At 41.1% G+C, this 24,255-nt stretch carries 21 protein-coding genes; 8 read left to right on the top strand and 13 right to left on the bottom strand.

Translation table 11 applies throughout. The features are described 5' to 3' along the window. Positions 1–9: 9 nt before the first annotated feature. Complete coding sequence (dcuC, locus tag FVA72_RS01840; RefSeq protein WP_004264398.1) at positions 10–1,383, bottom strand: C4-dicarboxylate transporter DcuC; 1,374 nt, start codon at positions 1,381–1,383, stop codon at positions 10–12. Then, positions 1,380–2,633: a peptidase T gene (gene pepT, locus FVA72_RS01845; RefSeq protein ID WP_110592656.1), complete on the bottom strand. Its 1,254-nt coding sequence runs from the start codon at positions 2,631–2,633 to the stop codon at positions 1,380–1,382. The genes dcuC and pepT overlap by 4 nt, the downstream gene beginning before the upstream one ends. Before the next feature lie 902 nt (positions 2,634–3,535). On the opposite strand from pepT, the gene FVA72_RS01850 reads away from it, so the two are divergent. Together FVA72_RS01850 and FVA72_RS01855 are read left to right on the top strand one after the other, a co-directional pair. Further along, a complete protein-coding gene (locus FVA72_RS01850) occupies positions 3,536–5,095 on the top strand; it encodes a sulfatase-like hydrolase/transferase (RefSeq protein WP_094962838.1) in 1,560 nt (519 codons plus the stop codon). Positions 5,096–5,218: 123 nt separating this feature from the next. Further along, complete coding sequence (locus FVA72_RS01855) at positions 5,219–5,938, top strand: oligogalacturonate-specific porin KdgM family protein (protein ID WP_004264412.1); 720 nt, start codon at positions 5,219–5,221, stop codon at positions 5,936–5,938. A 174-nt stretch (positions 5,939–6,112) separates the two neighbouring features. Here the strand turns inward: FVA72_RS01855 and FVA72_RS01860 are convergent, their stop codons facing one another. From FVA72_RS01860 to agaR, 11 genes are all read right to left on the bottom strand, one after another. Beyond that, positions 6,113–7,180, bottom strand: a complete 1,068-nt coding sequence (locus FVA72_RS01860; protein ID WP_110592655.1) for a glycoside hydrolase family 88/105 protein — start codon at positions 7,178–7,180, stop codon at positions 6,113–6,115. Between the two features lie 17 nt (positions 7,181–7,197). Next, on the bottom strand, positions 7,198–7,953 hold the full coding sequence (gene kduD / locus FVA72_RS01865) for a 2-dehydro-3-deoxy-D-gluconate 5-dehydrogenase KduD (protein ID WP_036958862.1): 756 nt from the start codon (positions 7,951–7,953) through the stop codon (positions 7,198–7,200). 68 nt (positions 7,954–8,021) lie between these two features. Beyond that, positions 8,022–8,852: a 5-dehydro-4-deoxy-D-glucuronate isomerase gene (gene kduI / locus FVA72_RS01870; RefSeq protein WP_096865042.1), complete on the bottom strand. Its 831-nt coding sequence runs from the start codon at positions 8,850–8,852 to the stop codon at positions 8,022–8,024. A 37-nt stretch (positions 8,853–8,889) separates the two neighbouring features. After that, the gene (nagA, locus tag FVA72_RS01875) at positions 8,890–10,062 is read right to left on the bottom strand and encodes an N-acetylglucosamine-6-phosphate deacetylase (protein ID WP_110592654.1); all 1,173 of its coding nucleotides are present in this window, start codon (positions 10,060–10,062) and stop codon (positions 8,890–8,892) included. After that, positions 10,059–10,490, bottom strand: a complete 432-nt coding sequence (gene agaF / locus FVA72_RS01880; RefSeq protein WP_096865040.1) for a PTS galactosamine/N-acetylgalactosamine transporter subunit IIA — start codon at positions 10,488–10,490, stop codon at positions 10,059–10,061. The genes nagA and agaF overlap by 4 nt, the downstream gene beginning before the upstream one ends. 62 nt (positions 10,491–10,552) lie before the next feature. Next, on the bottom strand, positions 10,553–11,440 hold the full coding sequence (locus FVA72_RS01885) for a PTS system mannose/fructose/sorbose family transporter subunit IID (RefSeq protein ID WP_036958865.1): 888 nt from the start codon (positions 11,438–11,440) through the stop codon (positions 10,553–10,555). Continuing rightward, positions 11,430–12,197 (bottom strand): PTS N-acetylgalactosamine transporter subunit IIC, encoded by a 768-nt coding sequence (gene agaW / locus FVA72_RS01890; protein ID WP_110592653.1) that lies wholly within the window; start codon positions 12,195–12,197, stop codon positions 11,430–11,432. Before agaW ends, FVA72_RS01885 begins: the two co-directional genes overlap by 11 nt. Positions 12,198–12,245: 48 nt before the next feature. Then, positions 12,246–12,740 carry a PTS N-acetylgalactosamine transporter subunit IIB gene (gene agaV / locus FVA72_RS01895; protein WP_110592652.1) on the bottom strand — a complete coding sequence of 165 codons (495 nt, stop codon included), beginning with the start codon at positions 12,738–12,740 and terminating at the stop codon, positions 12,246–12,248. A gap of 34 nt (positions 12,741–12,774) precedes the next feature. Further along, positions 12,775–13,959, bottom strand: coding sequence for an SIS domain-containing protein (locus tag FVA72_RS01900; RefSeq protein WP_004264442.1), 1,185 nt, complete (start codon positions 13,957–13,959; stop codon positions 12,775–12,777). 8 nt (positions 13,960–13,967) lie between these two features. After that, complete coding sequence (gene kbaZ / locus FVA72_RS01905) at positions 13,968–15,251, bottom strand: tagatose-bisphosphate aldolase subunit KbaZ (protein WP_004264449.1); 1,284 nt, start codon at positions 15,249–15,251, stop codon at positions 13,968–13,970. Positions 15,252–15,302: 51 nt separating this feature from the next. Then, on the bottom strand, positions 15,303–16,079 hold the full coding sequence (gene agaR / locus FVA72_RS01910; protein WP_036958927.1) for a transcriptional repressor AgaR: 777 nt from the start codon (positions 16,077–16,079) through the stop codon (positions 15,303–15,305). A 527-nt stretch (positions 16,080–16,606) separates the two neighbouring features. Between agaR and FVA72_RS01915 the strand changes: the two genes are divergently transcribed. From FVA72_RS01915 to FVA72_RS01940, 6 genes are all read left to right on the top strand, one after another. Continuing rightward, a complete protein-coding gene (locus FVA72_RS01915; protein WP_110592651.1) occupies positions 16,607–17,842 on the top strand; it encodes an anaerobic sulfatase maturase in 1,236 nt (411 codons plus the stop codon). Positions 17,843–17,865: 23 nt separating this feature from the next. Beyond that, positions 17,866–19,473 (top strand): sulfatase family protein, encoded by a 1,608-nt coding sequence (locus FVA72_RS01920; RefSeq protein ID WP_110592650.1) that lies wholly within the window; start codon positions 17,866–17,868, stop codon positions 19,471–19,473. A 63-nt stretch (positions 19,474–19,536) separates the two neighbouring features. Then, positions 19,537–21,003 carry a DUF2264 domain-containing protein gene (locus FVA72_RS01925; RefSeq protein WP_004264467.1) on the top strand — a complete coding sequence of 489 codons (1,467 nt, stop codon included), beginning with the start codon at positions 19,537–19,539 and terminating at the stop codon, positions 21,001–21,003. A gap of 115 nt (positions 21,004–21,118) precedes the next feature. After that, the gene (locus FVA72_RS01930) at positions 21,119–21,973 is read left to right on the top strand and encodes a tagatose bisphosphate family class II aldolase (RefSeq protein WP_110592649.1); all 855 of its coding nucleotides are present in this window, start codon (positions 21,119–21,121) and stop codon (positions 21,971–21,973) included. Between the two features lie 87 nt (positions 21,974–22,060). Continuing rightward, positions 22,061–22,642 (top strand): DJ-1/PfpI family protein, encoded by a 582-nt coding sequence (locus FVA72_RS01935; RefSeq protein WP_110592648.1) that lies wholly within the window; start codon positions 22,061–22,063, stop codon positions 22,640–22,642. Between the two features lie 236 nt (positions 22,643–22,878). Further along, positions 22,879–24,180 carry a uracil/xanthine transporter gene (locus tag FVA72_RS01940; RefSeq protein ID WP_175427107.1) on the top strand — a complete coding sequence of 434 codons (1,302 nt, stop codon included), beginning with the start codon at positions 22,879–22,881 and terminating at the stop codon, positions 24,178–24,180. Positions 24,181–24,255 lie beyond the last annotated feature (75 nt).

Below are 24,255 nucleotides of genomic sequence, written 5' to 3' on the forward strand. Positions count from 1 at the left end.
ATATAGTAATTAGTAAAAAATACCAATGATCGCACAGTGAGCCACAAAACCTACCATCAGCGGCACGGCGGTTCGTTTTACCACATCAAATGGCTGCAGTTTTGCACCACTGGATACGGCAATGATTACCCCCGCGACTGGGGACATACCTCGGCCCATGTGTGAGGCTTGTTGCATTGGTAAAATCATTGCAATAGGGTTAACGCCCATACTATGTGCAATTTGTGGAATTAACTCAACGAACGCGAGGAATGGCGCATTACCTGAACCCATAATAATAGCAGCGGCAAGTGTGACGAGTGCGAACACAATCGCCATGGCAAATGGTGGCAAGCCGACGGATTCAGCACCTAAAATCAGTTGGTCAATTGCTCCACTGACTTTAATACCATGAGCGAACACTCCAGCGGCAACCAATAAGCCAACTACATTACTGAATGCATGACCCATACCATTTAGAAATGTTTGGAAGCCATTACAAACCGCTTTAAAATTACGTACGCGAAGTGTTTCAATCACCATGCAAATGGCCATCGCAATCAGCACGATAGTCACAACATCTAAGTGAATACCGGAAAAGAACAAATTGGACGTTCCCACCGCCATAATAATGGGGAGCATAGGAAGAAGTGCATAATATCCAGGAACTGACTTAGTAATTTCTTCTTTTTCATGTGACTGAACGGCTTTACCAATTTCAGGTACGAAACCTTGTTTTCGGTCACAGTGACGTTGCCAGAAAATATGGGTAATACCGACGACCAATACAGTGGCTAATGCCGCTGGCCCTTGATAGTAAAGCACATACTCAACGACAGACATATCGACCGCTTTCGCACCACGAATGGCATCAATCGCGGTTGGTGTATAAGCCACCCCAAGAGAAGTTGCGATAACCCCAGCCGCAGAAGCAGGTGATAATCCCAAACCAATCATAATTGGGAACATGGTTCCCATTAATAATACGGCTAAGCCTGTTGCTGATGGGATAGCTAATTGCAAGATACTTGCCAGCAAGAAAGAGAAAAATAGCAGTACATAAGGTGAACGCATATTTTTCAGTGGTTTAGTTGCAACACGTACTACCGCTTCATTGGCACCGATATGGTCCATATAGTGCGCAAAGCCCATCAATGCCATGATCATTAAACCGAGATCCGCTGCGCGGCTACTGAATAAATCTCGCATGACTTCAAATGGGTCGAGCCAAGTGATACCAGTGGTGGCGACATTTTTAGGGAGGATTGGACCCCAGCCAAGGGCTAGGGTGAATATCATCAATACTAAGCCAGCGATTAATAGTACTGGCTCAGCTTTGTACCCCTTTAAAATAAATCGCGCAACCAAAACAACGATAATCAGAACCGTTAGAATTGGGATCATGCTTTAGCTCCTGGTTTGAAGCGTTCTGCGGTGATTTGTACCACTTGTTTTAATACATCGCTGGCGGCATGTAGGGATTTAACGGGTAAATATTCATAGATTGAATGGAAGTTATGTGCGCCTGTGAAGATATTAGGGCAAGGCAATCCATTTTGCGATAATGCAGCTCCATCATAACCCCCACGCATAGGAATGACTTTTGGTGTGATACCACAAGCTTGGTAGGCATCAACGGCAATATCAATAGGGTAACGGTTATCACCTTGTAGGCTATTGTAAACGTTAGAGTAGCGGTCTGATAGCTTACAAACAACACTTTCGCTTCCCCAAAGGCTTTCGCAGCTCTCTGCTAATTGTTTTAAGAAAGCCATACGTTTGCGATAGCCGTCTTCGGTAAAATCACGCACATCCATTTTTAAAACAGTACGGGCGCTGTTACCTGACATTTGTTTCACCCAATAATAGCCTTCGCGTCCATCGGTATACTCAGGAGCTTCACCACCCGGTAACATGGTAATAAATTTTTGTGCCATTAATAATGAGTTAACCAGTTTGCCTTTTGCGGACATTGGATGAGCCGATTTACCCGTAAAGATGATTTCGGCATCACCTGCGTTCCAGTTTTCATACACCAGTTCACCGATACCGCAGCAGTCCAAAGTATAGGCAAAATCAGCACCAAACTCTTTAACATCAAAGACTTTTGCGCCACGGAGGCCTTGCTCTTCATCTGGAACGAAACCAATTTTAATGGTGCCGTGCTTAATTTCTGGATTTTGCTTAAAGTATTGCAGCATATCCATGATAGAGGCAATTGCCGCTTTATCGTCAGCACCTAATAGGCTAGTTCCATCAGTGACAATTATGTCATCACCAATGTAATTCACTAATTCAGGGAACTCACTCTTACGTAGATAAATATTAAGCTCTTTATTCATGCATAAATCTTCACCGGTGTATGGCAAAATTTGTGCTTTAGTATCATTGGTTTGTTCTGCGCTAGTGTCTAAATGGCCGAAGAAAGCGACGGTTGGGACATCATAATCAAGATTGGAAGGCAAAGTTGCGGTGACAATAGCTGTGTCACGCAGCTTAATATCTTCAACGCCCAGAGCTTCTAACTCTTGGACCAGCTGTTTCGCAAGGACGCGTTGTCCTTCTGAGGAAGGCATAATTCCTGCCGCACCCTTTTCCCTATCAGTGGTGGTGTTAATTTTGGTATAAGAAATAAACCGCTCAACAATATTCATTCTTTTTATTCCCCAGCATCTTATAGAATGCATTTTACATTAGTTATATCTGTGGCTGTAATTTAATTTCACAGTATTATTCTTGTATCACAATTAAAGATATTCTGAATATCAGACCTGTTGAATTTTTCTAAGAAATGCTAGTGAGAATATAAAATTGATAATTAATAGTGGCATTATTCGAATAATGAATTAAAATGGACGACTTTACTCCTGCCTTATTTTTCATCTTAAATAATATTGTTAAATTATTGATATTAAATCGTAAGAATATTCTTTCGTGATGTGTTTTTTATTTAACACCTTATTTTAAGCTTATCCTATCTTAAATTTAATTAATATATATTGCTGTTAGATGTTCAAAAGATAATTTTTCCTAGAAATAAAAAATTTTAATTAGCAAAATTAATAGAAAATTAGATGGAATGAATGCTTAAAATCATATTTTGATATTTTATTTCTTTGCCTTTCATGTAGATAATTGAGTCAATTTTATAATGACTCTTATACTGACTGTTTTTTGCAGTATAGTGATAAAAATTTTCTTTTGTCTTGTTTCGTATCATCTCTACTTTTTTGCATTGAAAGCAAATGAAGATTTACTGGCAGGTATTTCTTCATCATTTGATATGTAATTTTCAAACAAAATTTTACTTCTGTGTTTAGCATCTCTGAATTATTTATTTTTATTAAAAATCAGTATGTTACTTTTGATTATCATAAGTTTGCATCATATCTTTATTGTGGGGCAATTGACTTATTTTCTACGAATTGATTACTTTTTGTGATCTCCACTTGAATTTTGATATTTTCGATCACTTACTTTTTGATATTATGCAAAAGTATAAATAATATGTTCTAATCAGAAACGAAAGAAAACGTAAACAAAAGAGGATGAAGCAATGACTGTTTCGCGCAGAACCTTTATAAAAGGATTAGCAGCCAGCGGTGCTGCAATGTCGGTTTCTAGTCCCATTTTAGCCAATGATGGAAAACCTTCAAATGTTAAGCCTTACCGACCCGATAACGCCCCTAACTTATTGATAGTATTCCCTGATGAGATGCGTGCCCACGCATTACAATTTATGGGAGAAGATCCGTCAATTACCCCTAATTTAAATAAATTTGCCAAACAAGCGAAAGTCATGACGCAGATGGCATCCAATTACCCATTATGTTCCCCATTCCGTGGCATGTTTATGACTGGGCAATATCCTGTTCGTAACGGTATTACAGGCAACGCACATGATTATGGTGGAAAGGTAGGGATTGATTTATCACCTTATGCCAATTGTTGGTCTGATGTTTTGAAATCATTGGATTACAGCACGGGGTATATTGGTAAATGGCATTTAGATGCGCCATATGCACCTTTTATTGAAAGCTATAATAACCCAATGGAAGGTCGTTATTGGAATGAATGGGCTGCTCCAAACCGCCGCCATGGCTTTGATTTTTGGTACTCCTACGGCACATATGATCTGCATATGAAACCGATGTATTGGGCCAATAATACACCACGGGAAAAACCGATTTATGTAGACCAATGGGGACCAGAGCACGAAGCGGATATGGCCATAAAATTCTTACAAAATAAAAATGGGCAGTACCGTGATAATACCAAGCCATTTGCGCTGGTTGTTTCTATGAACCCTCCGCATTCACCGTATGACCAAGTTCCACAAAAGTATCTCGATGCCTATAAAGGAAAAACCTCGCAAGAGTTAAATACTCGGCCAAATGTTAAATGGGATGTGGAATACCAAGAAGGCTATGGACCTCAATATTTCAAAGAATATCTGGCGATGGTAAACGGCGTTGATGAACAATTTGGTCGCATCGTTGATGAGCTTGAAAAACAAGGTCTTGCGGATAATACATTGGTTGTTTTTTTCTCTGATCATGGTAGTTGTCTTGGTGCAAATGGCCAGCCGACAAAAAATAACCCTTATGATGAGTCGATGCGTGTTCCGATGATGTTTCGGTTACCGGGTAAAATTCAACCAGGGCAAGATGATGCATTAATGTCAGCGCCGGATATCTACCCAACGATTCTAGGTTTGTTGGGGTTAGAGCAATGGATCCCTGGCTCAGTTGAAGGAAGTAATTTAGCTGAACGTGTAGTCACTGGTGAGGGGGAAGTCGCTAACTCTCAACTTTATTTATTTATTCCGTATGGTGAACCTTCGTTTGGTAAACGTGGCGTGAGAACGAAAACACATACATTGGTTATTGACCGTCAGGATGGGCAACCACTGAAATATACGCTTTATGATAATGTAAATGATCCTTATCAAATGAAAAATGTGGCAGATGAGAACAAACCCATTATTGATAAATTAATTAAAGAAGAGCTTATACCGTGGTTAGAAAAAACCGGTGATTCTTGGAGACCAACAGAGTTTATTACAGCAACAACAAATAAATTAAATAAAAAAGTTTCAGCTTGTGAAGTTAAATAAATCATTTTTTGCCACCTAATAAACTAGGTGGCATTAATTAAAAAAATGAAAATATTATTCTCTAATAAAACAGGGAATCACTATCCTCGTGCTTAAATAGTACACAGCTTTGGAATAAAGATAATGAAAAAATTAATTATTGCTAGTGCAGTATTATTTTCAATTTCATCACAATATGCTCTCGCAAATAACTATAAAACAACAATTGAATATCGTCATCAATATTTAGATGCATCAGGGAAAAGCGGAGATAGAATTAAAGCTTTTTTGGATACAGGGAAAAATATTGGATTTGAGTTAGATGCACGCTATGGAAATAAAGATGGTGCTTATGACGCAATGAAAATTGATGGTTCGGAATTTTCAGCTTTTTATTATACAAAATTGAATCCAAATTTAGTGGGGCTTGTCGGTGCTTCTCTTGATTTCGATAAATTAGGTTTAGTTTATGTTCCTTATGTCCGTTTAAATTATACATTCGATAATGGTATTCGTTTACAAGGCCGTTATAAATGGAAAGTGTGGGATTATGGTCAAGTAGGAGAAAATGGCAGTAATTATCACTCTAAAATCCAAGAGTTTGATAGCTGGATAGGTTACAAATGGGGTAACTTAGATTTACAGTATCAATTGGATTTAATGTGGGAAATGGCTGACAACGCTCAACCTCTTTACAATGATAAAAAATTCGATTATCAACACAACGTTCGCCTTCGTTATGATATTAAAGCAGATGATGGTGCGTTATGGCGCCCATTTGTTGAAGTGGGCAATGTGAAAGAAAATAGGTTTTCAAGTGACCGTCAAACACGATTCCGTGTGGGTATTCAATATACTTGGTAATATCATTTTCATATAAATATATATTTGCCCACGAGTGATCGTGGGTTTTTTATTGCCGGTTTGCAAAGAAGAGAAAAGAATAAATACTGAAAAATAAGAAAAATGGCCAATAAATTGGCCAAAAGAAAGTAATGAAATGACAACTTGAGCAATGGTAAATCGGGCTGTAATGAATTAAATTTTGAGTTTAATAACTTCACTTGCTGCTAATAAATAGGCTCCAGCTCCATAATCCATATTATGGTCATATTTGACATCTCGTGGGTTGAACGCCGGAAGCTGTACCCAACCTAGCATTCCATTGGGGTGAATACAGCTTTGTAGTGCACACCATGATTTTTCGAGCAGAGGCAGGTAGCGTGCTTCTTCCAGTAAACCTTGGTTTAAGCCCCACGCTAATCCATAGCAAAATAATGCAGTGGCACTACTTTCAGGGGCAGGGAAGCTTTGGGGATCAAGTAAACTAGTGCGCCAGAAACCATCTTCTTGTTGGTATTGAATGACAGTTTCCATTAGCTCGGTAAATAAATTTACATATTGCTGGCGGGCAGGGAACTCTTTAGGTAACGATTGTAAAATACGTGGGATAGACGCAATGACCCAACCAATACCTCGGCTCCAAAATACTTTTTCACCATTTTTTTCACGTAATTCACCACCCTTGCCATCAGGAATGTAGCGATAATCGCGATAAATTAAGCCAGTTTCAGGATCACGCAAATGTTCTATCGCATCCCAATAAGCGGTATGCATGTAGTCTAAGTAGCGATTGTCATTTGTTTTAGCTGATAACGCGGCAAAAGCAGGGGGAGCCATGAAGAGTGCATCACACCACCACCAGTCTTCTCGACCTGGTTTTGGCTCTACTAACATAAGGTTGAATGCATTAATAGTGGGTTCAAGGACTTCTGGATGATCAAATTGCGAACTTACAGCTAAATAGGCTTGAGTACAGACATGGTCATCGGCAAAACGTGGGTTAGGTCCTGTACGAAATCCAGTATGTAATGTGTAATCCAATACACCAGCGAGATATTCGTTATCCTGTGTTGCTTGCCATGCAGCAGCAACACAAGACCACAGAACACCACGTTCCCAGTCCGTATCTTTAATAAAACGGGTTTTGCCACTACGACGAAGTACACTGCGTACTTGGTTTTTTGATTGATAACGGTAAACCCGTTTCATACCATCTAAAACCGTATTACGTTGTAATGGTTTTGGTAATGATGATTGTTCCATTATTTTCTCCAGATGGGTTAGCGAGCTAACCAGCCACCATCAACAGCAATGGTATAACCATTAATATAGTCACTTGCTTTGGAGGCTAAAAAGATGGCTGGCCCTGCTAAATCCTCAGGAGTTCCCCAACGGCCCGCAGGAATGCGCTCTAAGATAGCTGCGTTGCGATCTGCATCAGCGCGCAGTGCTGCCGTGTTGTCTGTTGCCATGTAACCTGGGGCAATCGCATTCACATTAATGTTGTATTGGGAAAGCTCGGTAGCGAGAGCACGAGTGAGCCCCATGACGGCTGACTTACTTGCAGTGTAAGATGGAACCCGAATACCACCTTGGAACGAGAGCATTGAGGCAATATTAATAATTTTCCCACCATTACCTTGCTTCACGAATTGGCGTGCAACACGTTGAGATAAAAAGAATAAGGTTTTTTGATTAATATTAATCACATCGTCCCAATCTTTTTCACTAAACTCTAATAAGTCTTCACGGCGAATAATACCCGCATTATTGACAAGGATATCAATATGGCCCATGGCGGATACCGCATCATCAACCAAAGTTTGTAACCCGTCTTGTTCCATTAAATTCATAATAATGTAGTGAAACTTACGGCCTAAAGCTTCGACTTGAGCGCGTGTATCAGGAGCATCTTGGATGCCAACTCCAACAATATCTGCGCCTGCTTGGGCTAAACCAATTGCCATTCCTTGACCTAAACCGGTATTACATCCAGTGACAATCGCAACTTTTCCTGTTAAATCAAATAAGTTCATCTGTACCTCACTTACGATGTGACAGTACTGCCACATCGTTTTTTATTATGTTAAAAAAGATAAAAGGGTTATTTCAGATCTTTCATGGCGACATGATCCATATCGTGGAACACCTGATTTTCGCCAACCATTCCCCAAATAAATGTATAAGCAGCAGTTCCCACGCCTGAGTGAATAGACCAACTTGGGCTAATGACGGCTTGTTCATTACGAACAACAATGTGGCGTGTTTCCGAAGGCTCACCCATATAATGGAAAACAACGTTGTCTTCTTTCATATTGAAATACAGATACACTTCCATGCGACGTTCATGGGTATGGCATGGCATGGTATTCCATAAGCTACCGGGCTCGAGTACTGTCATGCCCATTGATAATTGGCAGGTTGGTAAAATAGATGGGTGTAAGAATTTATAGATGGTACGAACGTTACAATTCTCTACATTACCTAATTTTTCTGGTGAAGCTTGTTCGATAGTAATTTTGCGTGTTGGGTAGGTATGGTGTGCAGGTGCACAGTTCATATAAAAACGTGCAGGGGTAATCGCATCAGTACTGATAAACTCGACAGATTTGGCTCCCATACCAATATAAATAGCTTCTTTTGGTGCGATATCATAGGATTGGCCATCAACGATAACTTGACCTGCGCCCCCAATATTAATTGCACCCAGCTCACGACGCTCAAGAAAGAACTCAACGCCTAATGCTTTTCCTGCCATTAGAGCGAGTGGCTTTTGTGTTGGAACAATGCCACCCACAATAATGCGGTCGATATGGCTATAAGTGAGATTCATTTCCCCTTCACGGAACAAATTCTCGATCAGGAACTGTTTGCGTAAGCCTTCAGTATCAAGTGTTTTTGCATGCTCACTGTGAATTGGTTGACGAATTTCCATTATAAATACCTCATGATTTACTGATAGGTAACCGACTTTAATGGTCGGTATCCCCGAATACAGAGTGAACGTGTTCACCTCTGATGAATGTGTCTGTTAGATAAAAATTGTTATCAACAACGGCAAAATTAGCTTGAGCCCCAACTCGGATGTAACCAAATTGGTCATCGATTCCAAGGTATTGAGCGGGAACCGAAGTAGCCATTTGTACGGCTTCCCATTCAGGAACATGCGCGAGTTGCACCATGTTGCGCAATGCGTTATCAAGGCTACATGTACTACCCGCAAGAGAGCCATCAGCTGTGCGAGCTTGCCCTTGAGTGACCTTCACCGTCTGTGCCCCAAGGGCATAATCACCATCCGGTAGCCCACCAGCTCGCATACAATCCGTAATTAAAGCGAGCTGCTGATAACCTTTCATTCGATAAGCTAGCTGCATCATGACGGGGTGAACATGAATGCCATCGGCAATCAGCTCCGCAAGGACATCGTGGTACAACACTGAACCACAGCAACCGGGCTCTCTATGATGTAAACCCGTCATGCCGTTATAAAGATGTACGCCACAATCTGCACCATGTGAAAATGCGAGACTGGTTTGTATGAAATCAGCGGCAGTATGTGCAACACTGGTCTTAATATTGTGTTGTACTAACCAATCAATAGCCTCAATGGCACCTTCTGCTTCAGGTGCAACAGCAACTCGCAAAAGTGTGTGATTAGCACATTGCACAAGGTCTTCCAATTCATGAATGGTCGGCGATTTTAAGTACTTAACAGGATGTGAGCCTCGATGACGTTCAGTGAAGTAAGGGCCTTCTAAAAAACTGCCGACTAACTGGGCTCCTGATGTTTGCGGCTTGGCGATAAAGTCACTCACTTGGGTGAGTGCGCGTTTGATATCATCCATTGGTGCGGTGACGGTGGTTCCCACCCAAGCCACAACACCAGTTTTGACTAATGCATCAGCGATGGTTTGCAACCCTTGTTGGCTTGCATCCATGACGTCTGCGCCAGCACGACCATGAATATGGATATCAACAAACCCCGGTAGTAAGGAGCGCCCTTCAAGACGGATGACTGGGCAGTGTTCGGGGGCGGTATCCGTAATTTCCTGTATAACACCGTTGCACACTCGAACATACTGCTGATAGCGAATTCCCTCAGGTGTAAAGGTACGATCCGCTAAAATGGCATGTTGCTGTTTCATAGGCCATCTTCTTCACATTCAGGCTCTGACATCATAGCCAGTTGTTGGCGTAGATCTTGAATACTACTCGTGCCAATATCGTGTAAGATAGAAAGAAGTTCTTTTGCACCAACCCCTTCACGTTCCAATGCCGCATTGACAATCATCGGTAGATTAACGCCAGCTAAAACTTCAACGGATTTATCTTCCATCATAATTGCCATAGCGCGGTTACAAGGGGTTCCACCAGGAAGGTCGGTGAGAAAAAGTATTTGTTCACAATTCATGGCACTCATTGCTGCTCGCATTTGTTGTTCCAATTCGTCGGGAGAAAGGGTTTCAACAAAATCAATAAACACCATATTTTCCTGTTCACCTGCGATGGCTTTGACAGCGGAAGCCATACCGCTCGCAAAATTAATGTGCCCAGAAACAATCAAACCAATCATTGATAACTCCTTGCTGGTGGGTAACTTGGCTACCCACCTAAAAACAATTTAATACGATTCTGTTACATCACACCGAGTACATGGCCAATAACACCGAAGGCCAAGACAGAGAAGATAAGCACCGGCGGTTTTGCCCAGAAACCTGTCCCTTTCACCATTTTGAACATCAAAAAGACAAGGCACAGAGGGAGTAAGTTAGGCATGATTTTGTCGAACAAGGCGGTTTGTAGTTCGACCACCTTGCCACCTACCTCAACAGCAGCGGTGGTTTGTACTTTTATGAAAGTGGCGGAAAGTGCCCCAATCACAAAAATCCCCATGATGTTGGCGGCTTTCGCTAATTTTTCTGTTGCGTCGCTCATGTTAACCATCGCCGCAGTACCTGCGCGATATCCCATGAACATCAAGCCAAAATAGACAAAAAAGTGAACAATTTGGTACAAAAAGAAGAAAACAAATGGGCCGGCAATTGAGCCTTCCATTGCGATAGATGCACCTAATGCTAAAGTCAGTGGCATCAATGTCATATGGTCGATAGCATCGCCGATTCCACCTGTTGGCCCCATACCTGCTACTTTCATGACGTTGACAGTAGAAGGCTTCTCTTTGTTCTCTTCCATGGCAACGGCAGTACCAAGTAAGAAAGTAAATAATTTTGGACTCGCATTGAAAAACTGTAAGTGATTTTTCAGTGCAGTTGCATAATCGCGTTTGTTATTACCATGAATTTTGCGTAGGGCTGGTATGATGGAGAATGCAAAGCCTCCCCCCTGCATACGTTCAAAATTAAAGTTACCTTCCATAAATAGCCCGCGAAATGCACAACGCCATAGATCGCCTTTCGTGATGACTTTGCGGACAGTGGTATCTTGGTACTCATCAATGCCATCAACGTAGGATTCCACTGGTAAGTTTTTGGTTTCTACTGCTGTCTTGTTATCAGATACCATCTTCAAAATCCTCATTTTGTTGTGAGTTATTCTTGTTGTTACCGCTGAAGAAGTAATACAGGGCTGCCGCAGATGCGCCGAGTATTGCTACTGCCATAATTGGCAGTTTGAGATAAGTGGTCATAACGAAACCAACAAAGAACACACCAGCCACTTCTTTTGACCACATGATTTTCAACAACATCGCGAAGCCAATTGCTGGAACCATTTTGGCGCCAATACCTAAGCCTTCGAGGAGTACTTTTGGTGTATTTTCATCAATCCACTGTGCCGCGTGTTCACCGAAGTAAACCGTTACAAAGGCGACGATCGCGTAGAGTAAAGAACGAACGGTAATTGTGGCGATTAGTAACCGGGAGATCCCCGCCGCATCGGCTTTTTCAGCGTAGCGATCAGCTTTCCCCATAGTGAATGCGGTGATTGCAAAAAAGCCGATAATGATCATTTGCATGAGAACGGCAATTGGCATACCAATTCCCATTGCTACCGCTGGTGATTGATTGGTCATAATGGCGAATGCAACGGCGGCGATAGTGCCTAAGGTAACATCAGGTGGCTGAGCCCCTGCATTTGGAACAAGCCCCAGCCAAGCTAATTCTAATGTTGCACCCGCAATTAAACCGACTTGCATATCACCCATAATCAGGCCGACAACAGGCCCTGTGATCAGTGGACGATGGATATTGAGTGCAACGTCATACTTATCTATACCGCAAAAGAAGGCCCATAAAGCCACGAGAGAAGCTTCATAAATCATAATAGTTTTCCTTAAACGCCTTAGTGTTAAGTTGTTATCTCAATCTGCTTATGCTGTTGCGAGAGTAAGAACATTAACGGGGGTTTGGTCTGGAGTATTTTGAATTGTGCAAGCTACTCCTTTGTCGACAAGCCGACGAAATGCTTCTAAGTCGCGCTCATCCACAGACACTGTTTTGGCAATTTGGCGTTTTCCTTCATGGAAATGCATATTGCCAACGTTGCAGTGAGTGATAGGAACTCCACCTTCGACAAGGCGAGCAACATCTGTTGGGTTATTGCAAAGAATAAAGATTTTTTGACGAGGAGACGCTTTGTGAATGACATCGATGGTTTTTTCGATAGAGAAAAATCGGACGGCATATTCTCCACCTGCGGACGCTTTCATCCCTGCTTGCATAAAAGCAGAATTAGGACCTTCCGCAGCATCATCATTAGCGACAAGAATTAAATTTGCTTCAGTGTGTTTACCCCAAGTGATTCGAATTTGCCCATGTAATAAACGCTCATCGATTCGGGTCCAGACAATATTTGGTGCGTGCATATAATTGCTCTCTTATTATTAGCTATATTTATCATTAAGAAGGCATGAAGCCATCTTCTTGATATGAGAACGGGTAAATAGTGACACCTTGAACAACCCGATTAATTTCTCCAGTTGGAGATGGGTTATCTGGTGTATTCCCCAGTGCAATAGAACTATGGAATGCAAAGGCCTGCGCTAACATTAAATAAGGAAAAAATAGGGCTGAGTCTGAGCACTGCTCCATTTTTTTAATATAAACGAAACTTTCCTCTATTTGTGTGTCATCAGAAGAGGAGGTGACCGCGATCACTTTTGCTGAAGCATTATCGTGAATTACCTCTCTTAATAAGTCAGTCTCATACTGTCTGGTGTATTTATCGTTTGACAGAAACAGCACGACTAACGTTTCTTTATTGACGATAGATTTCGGTCCATGGCGAAACCCTAAAGGCGTGTCAAAGTTAGCAACGACCTTACCAGCCGTTAATTCCAACATTTTTAGGGCAGCTTCTTGTGCAAGACCCTGTAGGCCACCACTACCTAAATAAATGACTCGTTTAAATTTACCTGCATAATCTTCCCGGATACGGCGGTTAAATTGAGTGTAACTGTCGTGATAATCTTGGAAATAGGGTTTAATTTCATTCAAATAGAAGGATTCGGTTAAGAAAATACACAGCGCAGCCATCATCATGGATGAAAAGCTTGACGTCATTGCTAATGAACGGTCATTTGATTCTTCTGGCATTAAAATGGCTAATGCATTGGTATTATTTTGGCAATAACGATATAGCTGCCCTTGCTCGTTGCAGGTTAAAACTAAGTGGTAACACTGGGTTAGGCATTTTTCTGCCACATTAAGAGCAGCAACACTCTCGGGACTATTGCCAGAGCGAGCAAAAGAAATTAGTAACGTTGGTACGTTTTCCGCTAAATATTCTTTTGGGTCGGCGACTAGATCCGTGGTGGCAATGGCATCAATACGGCGTTTTAAATGGCCTGTTAGAACGGGGGCAAGGGCGCGGCCTGCGAAAGCCGATGTTCCAGCTCCCGTCATGATAATGCGTGCGTCTGGTGCCTGAAGCACTTTAGCTAAAAATGTATCAATTTCAGCACGTTGTTCTTGTATTAGCTGGTTTGTTTTTTCCCAGCATTCAGGTTGTTGCTCAATTTCTTTTGCTGTCCAGAATGCGTTTAGCTTTTCGAGTTCAGGTGTTTGATAGCTTAAATATTCCATGTCAAACCTCAGTGACTAAATTTACATGCATCGGCATATACCGAAAGTACGTCGCGAATTTTTGCAAAAATAAAGGATTTCGCTGAGCCATCGATCATGCCTTCTCTTAATTGTTGGAATTGATGTGGCATGTATTGGCTTAAAAGTGGTAACGGGATCGGTTTTGAAGATAAGTTAGCCATCAGCGTTTCTATGGCTTGGTTAATTTCTTTATCAGGCCAGTAATAACGAATACGGTCACTAAAACTATAAACGCGTGCAAAAGCTTGCTGCTGGGCATCACCATGGTAGTATTTTTGCCAAAATTCGGGCTCACGGCACATCAACTGTTCCATTTTCTCTTTTAAGTGAGAACACTGTTCTGCTGGGAACATTTCATTCTCAATTTCACACAGAGAATAGAGGGCTTCTCGCATAGCAAATGTTAAAGCCGGGCCCACTTTTAAAATAGCAAAGTGGTCTTGAACGAGTTGCTTATAAGCATCTGGTGTTTGGTAATCGGTTGAGTGTGCTTCAAAAACAAGATGAGGGTAGTCATCAACAACTTTACTTAATGCTTGTGCTTTTTCGGGTTGATAATCAATAACACCGGTATGGTCAAATTCCACGCCAGGTTGGACGACGAGGCCAATAACACGTGTCCAGCAGTCACCGACACCTGCTTTTTCGAACGCTTTCGCATGGCAGTCTAAGGTTTTTCTCGCGGCTTGTGGGTCTGTGACTTCAACACCTTCAAGCGCTTCAGTTGCTCCACCTGGTACGGGGACTTCCGTACCAATAACATAAACGATATCGCTGTAGCCAAATTTTTCTTTGGCGGTTTTTTCTGCAATAACTGCGAGTCGGGCGGCACGTTGTGCAACGATTTCATCCGTGAGTGGAACAGGGTCATCTGCACAGGACATACTGCAATCAAGGTGGATTTTTTTGAACCCTGCGGCAACGTAATGTTCAATTAGGATATCGGCATTATCCATGGCGTCAGCGGCATTAAGCCCTTGCCAACGGTTAGGACCTAAATGGTCACCACCAAGAATTAGCTTATTTAGAGGAAAATTGATTTTTTCTGCTTTCTCAACCACATAATTGAAAAAGTCAGCCGGAGTCATACCCGTATAGCCACCAAATTGGTCAACTTGATTGGATGTGGCTTCAATTAAAAGAAAGGAATCATTATCCAGCGCTTGGTGCAATGAAGCTTCAATAACAAATGGGTGGGCTGAGCAAACAGAATAAATGCCATTCTGTTTACCAAGTTTATTTTGCTGAACAATCTTTTCTAAAGGATGCATTAATACTAACTCCACAATCAACACGGTTGTATTGTTAATGGAGTTAGCGAGTTATTGCTCTTTATCGACGATGATCACTTCAATTTTATGGTTTTTCAACTCTTGGACATATTCATCAGGGATCCCAGAGTCTGTCACCAAAACATCAATATCAGCGAATTCACGGATCATATGACAGCTGCGCTTACCAAATTTCGTAGAATCAGCAACCGCAATAACAGTTTCCGAGATTTCACACATTAACCGGTTAAGGCTAGCTTCCTGTTCATTGTGTGTCGTGATACCAACGCGTAAATCGAACCCATCAACCCCAAGAAAAACCTTGTCAAAACGATAATTTCTGAGGCTATTTTCTGCTTGTGAGCCAGAAAACGATAAAGCATTTTTGCGCAATGCGCCGCCAGTCATTAGTACATCAACGCCAGCGGCTGTTGCTAACTCCATTGCGACATCTAAACCGTTAGTCATGACAACGACGCTATCCCGCGACTTTAAGTGTGTCGCAATTTCTCGTGTCGTTGTCCCCGAGTCTAAAATGATCGTATCGCCATCATTAATGAGCGCGGCGGCTGCTTTCCCTATTAATGTTTTTGTGCCCGCATTCTGCCCACGTTTTTCATGGATGCTAAGTTCAGCAATAAACCCAGTATTTGGAATTGCTGCCCCATGGGAGCGGACCACATAACCATTCTTTTCAAGAAAGCTTAAATCGCTACGGATGGTGACACTTGAAACTTTAAATATTTCGGCTAAATCTTCGACTCGTGCTTTACCTTGTTGGTTAATCATGTCGAGGATTTCCATGCGCCGTTCAACTGCCGCTTTCACTTTCATCTCCTTACGAAACCAAATGATTTTCTTTCATTTGATTTCGAATTAAGTTTACTACGCTAAAAAATACCGACAACGAAAAAAAACAAAACTTTTGATCTCTTTCACAAAGTTTCGATTTGTGTGTTGTTTGCTTACGGATATTTTCAAATTTTAAATATCATATCTTCGAATAAGAAAGTATCCAATCAATAAAGTAGCAATAATTGTACTTTTACTAAGCAACCCCTGTGTTTTGCATAAATATTAGCAATATTTGCAAAAAATTCGCTAAATATAAGCTCAAAAATTGGCATAAAGTGCGATGGTGGTAATTGAAGTTCGAAAGGAATAGAAGTTTCTTTAAAGCAAAAACAAAAGTTACTGGGCTACTGTGTGTTATTTATATGCTTTTCAACGTTTCTGACTCAAATTAAACGCTTTCAAATTCTTTCATTTTTTGATTTTGTGATTTCAATCTCTTTTGGTTTTTCGTGTTTTGCGTAATGCTATAAAAATAACCTGACTGTTTCGGATTAATTTAAATGCCTGCAAACCAACCCACTTATTTTCATATGATGGCGAAACCCACCAGTTATCGCTGCAATATTAAATGCGAATACTGTTTTTATCTTGAAAAAGAAAATGTGTTTCACGAGCAACCAAAGGAAGACCAGCATGACGTTATGCCTGATAACGTACTACGTCGTTATATCAAAGACTATATCCAGTCCCATGCTGGTGAACAGGTAGACTTTTCATGGCAAGGTGGGGAGCCAACCCTTGCAGGGCTCGAATTTTTTGAGCGTGTTGTTAAGTACCAAAAGCAATATGCCCAAGGAAAAATCATCACGAATAGTGTGCAAACTAACGCTATTGCGATTAACCGACAATGGGCGCAGTTTTTTGCAGACCACGGTTTTTTAATCGGTGTATCTATTGATGGCTTAGAAGCTGTTCATGATAAATATCGAATTTCCGTTAATGGTAACCCAACTTTTGAGCGTGTGAAGAAAGCGATTCAGCTCCTGATTGAATATGGTGTTGAATTTAATACCTTAACCGTTGTTAATGACCAAAATTGGCGAAAAGGAAAAGAAACGTATCGAGCTTTGAAAGCATTGGGTTCCACTTTCTTTCAGTTCATCCCCATTGTTGAGGTGGATAGGCGCTTTTCACATACTCAAGGTGGCCATTATGCCCCTGGGCCAAATGCCGCGATGGCACCATTTTCAGTACCCGCTGAGGGATATGGGCAGTTTATGGCTGATGTTTTTGATGAATGGATCTACCAAGGAGACATTGGCAAAATTTATATTCGTCTATTTGATAGCTTATTAGGCACTTGGATGGGCTATCCGGCATCAACCTGTGTGCAATCTAAAACGTGTGGGCAAGCGCTGATTATTGAATCTAATGGGGATGTCTACTCCTGTGATCACTATGTGTACCCTGCCAATCGGTTAGGTAACGTACAACAACACTCCCTTTCTCGTATTGTCTCCTCTAAACAGCAAGTCCGTTTTGGACAAAATAAATATGACAAGCTAACGAGTCTTTGCCAGCGCTGTGAGGTTCAAAGCCTTTGTTATGGCGGCTGCCCTAAGCACCGGATCACGGCGATAGAAGGTGAAAAATATCGCCATAACTATTTATGTCGTTCATATAAAAAGATTTTTCATCATACCGCTTTAGGTATGCAGTTAATGCGTCAAGCGATATCTGGTGGTGCTTTAGCTAGTGATGCACTTGGCGTAATACAGCGTGCTTACAAGCAATAATAATATTATCTGGAGATATTTTTGTGAGATTACCTTCTATGAAGAAAAGCCTATTGGCAGGGCTGATAGCAGCAAGTAGCTTAGTACCTCCCATTGTAGCGAATGCAGGTGGTACACCGGAAAAGCCGAATGTTTTACTGATTATTATGGATGACTTAGGAACAGGGCAGCTCGATTTTGTGCTTGATAGCCTTGATGTCAAAGAGCTTGCGCAGCGCCCATCACCACAGCGTTATCAAGGTGATATTAATAAGATGGTGGAAGCGGCCAGAACGGCGATGCCAAATGTTGCGGACATGGCTGCAGGCGGAATTAAGATGACCAATGCATTTGTGGCTCATCCTGTTTGTGGCCCATCACGAGCGGGTATTTTTACTGGGCGCTCTCCTGCAAGTTTTGGCACTTACAGTAACGATGATGCGATGTTAGGTATTCCTCAAGATATCAAACTATTACCCGCATTATTCCAAGAAAATGGCTATGCCACAGCCAGTATTGGAAAATGGCATAATGCGAAGGTATTGAAAAAACCTAAAATTGCACCAGAAAAGCAAACTCGCGATTATCACGATAATATGATTTCGACACCGGAGCCAGGTTTCGCACCTCATGAAAGAGGTTTCGATTATGCATATAGTTTCTATGCATCAGGGGCGGCACTTTGGAATTCCCCCGCAATGTGGCGAAATGGTGAAAATGTGCCTGCTCCTGGCTATACCACGCATTTGTTAACGGATGAAGCCATTAATTTCATTGATGGGCACAAAGACAAACCTTTCTTTATCAATCTTTCATACAGCGTACCACACATCCCATTAGAAGAAGCTTCACCAGCGAAATACATGGATAAATTCAATACTGGTAATGTTGAAGCCGATAAATATTTTGCTGCGCTAAATGCGGCCGATGAGGGAATTGGTAAAATTATCAATACACTAAAGGAAAATGGTGAACTAGATAATACGCTAATTTTCTTTATTTCTGACAATGGTGCGGTGCATGAGTCGCCAATGCCAATGAATGCGATGGATAAAGGCTTTAAAGGGCAAATGTTTAATGGTGGCGTACGCGTTCCATTTGTTGCTTATTGGCCGGGGCATATTCCCGCAGGTAAACACAGTGATGCGATGGTTTCTGCGATTGATATCTTACCAACTGCATTACAAAGTGCAGGGATCACCATACCCGATAGCATGAAAGTAGAAGGCAAAAATATTATGCCACTATTAACGGGTAAAACAGAAAAGTCACCACATGACTATCTGTATTGGACAGGTCCAGGGACGAAACATTACAGCGAAGAAAACCAAGATTTTTGGCATGGCTACCATGAATGGATCACTTATCAACGCAAAGAAATTCCAAACAACCCTAATTTAGAAAAACTATCGAAAGGCTCATGGGCTATCCGTGATGGGGAATGGGCGCTTTATTTTTATGATGATGGTTCTAACCAGCTCCAATTATTCAATGATAAACAAAATCCAGCCGAATCGAATAATTTAGCAGCTCAATACCCAGAAAAAGTAAAAGAGTTGAAATCTGCTTATTATCAATGGATTAAGGATAAACCAAAACCTGTCGTATGGGGACAAGACCGTTACCAAGTCCTGATTGAATCAGCAAAATAAATACAAACTTTTGTTCTAATCTGCGCGCAAGGATGCGCCAGCTTGCATCATAGAGAAACACGTATGACAATACCGACTGAACGCCCAAAGCTGCCTTATGAGCACCCAGATATAAAAATTTATCAGAAGTTATTCAAAGAGAATATCATTCGAAGATTAATTAGAAAGTCAGCCTATCAATGTAACGATAACCACATCATCAAAGCCTTTCAAGATGAAAATCAACCACTTTCAGTTCTTTGCGAATTATTAGTGCGCTATACCACGGAAGCTTTTGTTCATTATCAAACATGGGGTTACTCTCACGCATACTATCCTGGCAGCCCAGGCCAGCAAACGGTGCGGACAGATGCCCTTGAAGGGGTTAGTAGGGTACTGCCTTTACTTGCTTCATGGCTAGTTCATAGCCAAAAAGCAATATTGAATGGGTTAAATTTAGCATCAATTGACCTTTCTGAAATCATCAAAAATGCATTTTTACATGGTACAGACCCTGCTCATAAAGGCTATTGGGGAAGGCTTGAAAATTATGACCAAAAAATTTGTGAATCTGCAGATTTAGCGCTGACTCTCTGGTTGAGTCGTGAGTGGGTATGGGATAAATTGGATAACTCTGCGCAACAACGCATTATTGAGTGGTTCGAACAGGTTAATCATTGCGATATCGTTGATAACAACTGGCACCTTTTCCCTCTTACCGTGCAATTTGTGATCCGAGCTCTCACAGGTCGAGATACCATTGCAATGTGGCGGTATGAAAGAGTGAAACAATTTTACGTGGGTGATGGCTGGTTTCGGGATGGCGCGAAAGGTAACTTTGATTACTATAATGCATGGGGCTTTTACTATTCATTATATTGGCTGAACCAAATTTGCCCCCACTTCGATGATGAATTCATTCGTAGTTCATTAAATCAGTTTAACCATCATTATCGTTATTTTATGACACCGCAAGGCATTCCATTTTTTGGCCGCAGTGCATGTTATCGCCTCGCGGTGTCCGCGCCTTTATTAGCCGGTGTTGATTTAGGTGGGGATGCTGTGAGTGTGGGGGAGGCTAAAAACGCACTAGAAAGTACTTTGCGTTATTTTATTGGTCATGGTGCCTTAAAAGCGGGAGCGCCAACTCAAGGTTTATTTAGCTATGATGCCCGCCTAGTCGATAATTACAGTGGTCCTGCGAGTAGTTTTTGGTCATTACGTGCTGTAATTATTGCTTTGTATTGTGGTAATCGAATTCAACTTTGGGATAGCCCTTGTAGCCCACTGCCAGTTGAAAGCTCAGACTTTCATTTCGAAATACCATCAATTGCGGTAACGGTTATTGGTGTGAAAGAAACACAAGAGGTCACCGTGATATTTCGTGAAGATTACCTCAAACAGCAATCCCCATTGACGCGCCGTTTAGAGAAACAATTATGCTCTCAGAAAGTAATTGAAACGCTACTAGGCCAATCAAAACGACCTAAAAACAACTTGTTACGTAAAGGAGTGACAAGTTATAGCTCTAAAATGACTCACTACTTCTAATCTTCCTTTCATTTGCTTTCAGTGCGAAAGGAATAGAAATGTGATTTAGATCTTTTACCTTTCTGTTTCTTTCGTTTAATATTGTTCGAAATCAATCGAAAGGTGAGAGGCGATTATGTACTTGGTATCTACCCGTAATATGTTGAACAGAGCCCAACTGGGAGGCTATGCAGTTCCCGCATTTAATATTCATAATTTAGAAACCATTCAAGTTGTTATGGAAACTGCTGCAGAAATGGCATCTCCGGTTATTTTAGCAGGCACACCGAGTACGTTTTCTTATGCAGGAAGTGACTACTTGATAGCTATTTGCCAGCAAGCGGCTGAGCGCTATAAAGTCCCAGTGGCTTTGCATCTAGATCATCATGAAGATATTCCAGATATTTTCCAGAAAGTCTCCGCGGGTGTGCGTTCTGCGATGATTGACGCTTCTCATTTTCCGTTTGAAGAAAATATTCAAATAGTTAAACGGGTTGTTGATTTTTGCCATCAATGGGACTGCACAGTTGAGGCTGAGCTTGGGCGTCTAGGGGGGCAAGAAGATGACTTAGTTGTTGATGCCGCAGATGCACTTTTCACCGACCCTGACGCTGCGATTACTTTTATTCAAAGAACTGGTATTGATTCCTTAGCTGTTGCAATTGGAACCGCTCATGGCATGTATAAAAGTGAGCCACATTTGGATTTTGTTAGGCTGGACGCAATCCGTAAGAAAACGAATTTGCCTTTAGTTCTTCATGGTGCTTCGGGGATCCCTGATGCAGATGTCAGGCATTGTATTGAGCTTGGAATTTGTAAAGTCAATGTCGCGACAGAGCTAAAAATCGCGTTTTCTGATGCAATCAAGCAGTATTTCATTGAGAACCCAGAAGCTACTGACCCTCGCCATTATCTGGTTCCAGGAAAGGCAGCGATGAAAGCGGTGGTGATGGATAAAATTCGTGTTTGCAAAAGTGATGGAACACTTTAACAAGTAAAAATCATCTAGATTTGCTGGGGTATAACCCAAATTTATTGTTGATAGTCCGCAATAAATCGTTTTGAAAATAAAAGGAATATTATGAAACAAGTTGCTGTTTTGCTCGCAGATGGCTTCGAGGAAGGGGAAGCGGTCGTTTTCATTGATATCATGCGTCGGTTAGATATTCATGTCGATGTCTTATCTTGCATGGATTCGCTTATTTTAAATACGTATTTTGGTACTAAAATTAGTGCAGATTATCTGTTAGTCGAAAAGTTATCCCATACTTATGATGCAGTTATGATGCCTGGTGGGCCAAAAGGAACTGACCGTTTGTATGCGAATGAAAAAGTAGTTGATTTCCTTCGGCGGCATATAAATGAGGATAAGTATATTTGTGCGCTATGTTCTTCAGGTGCGAAAGTATTAGCAGCTCATGGGTTACTGGAAGGAAGGCATTATAGTACAGGGGACAAGTTGGCTGAGAAATTTGGTGATGGCATTTATGTTGACCAAGATGTTGTTATTGACGGAAAATTTATCAGTGCAAAAGGGCTTGGTGTAAGCTTTGAATTTGCATTTACCGTCGCAAAACATTTGCTGGCTGACAATGTTGATAAAGTGGATTGGCAAGCTAAGCATATATATTTTAAACATTGGCCACTTCCCTATCTATAACTTTTATCGGTGATCAAGATAAAAAATAAAGCGGGAATGATATTTTTTCCCGCTTTATTAATATTAGATAGCAGAATAATGATCAAAAATCAGAGTTAATAGTGTATGAAGCTAGTTCTCATCATGATAAGAATTAATTGTAATTTATCAGTATTATAACAGCTGGATTTAAATTAGAAATTTTCCGTTATAAACATTAAGCTGGTCAGATACATAATCGCCGGTAAGGAATGAATATGCGGAATATTGCTATTACAAAAAATAATATTATTTCTGGTTTTCAATGGTTCTTTTTTATCTTTTGTAATACGGTTGTTATTCCCCCGACTTTACAATCTGCGTTTCATTTATCACCACAAACCACGTTTGTTATAACCCAATATGCTTTTTTATTAACGGCTCTGGCTTGCTTGTTGCAAGCGTTTATAGGCCATAAACGCTCTGTGATGGAAGGGCCAACTGGGCTGTGGTGGGCAACAATTTTAACCGTAACCTTGTCAGAATCTATGCAAGGAACTTCTCTTGAGACGATAGGATGGAGCTTGGCTATAGGGATTTTTCTGTCTGGGATTATTACCATTTTTATTGGTTTAAGCGGTCTTGGTGGCTGGTTAGCTGGTTTGTTCAAGCCGGGAGTGCTTGTGGTGTTTATGTTTTTACTTGGTGCTCAACTGGTCACTATTTTTTTAAAAGGGATGTTAGGACTACCATTTGGTGTTGGCAGTGAAAATATTACAGTTAATTATCCTGTCTTCTTTTTAGCCCTCGCAGTACTGATATTCGTCATCGCGATGATCATTTATTTACCTATGAGTATCAGTAAATATGCATTATTGATTGGAACAATTACCGGATGGCTTGCTTATAGTGGGTTATTTGGCAGCACGGTATCACCTGTTTCATCAGGGCAATGGGTGTTATTTCCATTAGGTAGATCCGATGAAATCAATATAAGTATTGTGCTGACAGCGATTTTGGCTGGAATATTAAACACATCCAATACGTTTGGAGCGATGCGAGGAACTGATGTTTTTTATCCCAATTCATTACCCGTTAAATCCTTATATCGGCGTAGTTTTATGATGTCAGGGGTTGTAACAATATTAGCAGCGCCGATAGGCGTAGTGCCTTTTTCACCGTTTGTCTCATCTATTGGTCTAATTACTCAAACAAAAGACAGTTCACGTATCTCTTTTACTATTGGCAGCCTTATTTTCTTATGTGTGGGGGGCATTGCGGTATTGACTCAATTTTTCCGCTCTTTGCCGTTAGCCATTGGTAGCGCGGTTATGTTAGCGACTTATTTGCCGCTGCTATTTTCTTCATTTTCATTTCTTGCGGATATGAAACTGAATGCACGTAATATTTATCGCCTCGCATTACCTATTTTTATTGGCATCTTTTTGATGTCAGCACCTGCTGCGGTATTAAATTCTTTGCCAACAATGTTTAGTTCTTTACTAGGTAATGGGTTACTCATGGGCATTATATTGGCACTTATTTTAGAAAATACGATCAAGTGGGATAACATTGCTTAATGTTTTGATAAAAAAAGCAAAGATGAAGGAAAATCTTTGCTAGAAAAGAAATTAAAAGGGATGTGATTTCATTTG

It is taken from the genome of Providencia sp. PROV061 (assembly GCF_011045655.1).
In the GTDB taxonomy this organism is placed as follows: domain Bacteria; phylum Pseudomonadota; class Gammaproteobacteria; order Enterobacterales; family Enterobacteriaceae; genus Providencia; species Providencia hangzhouensis.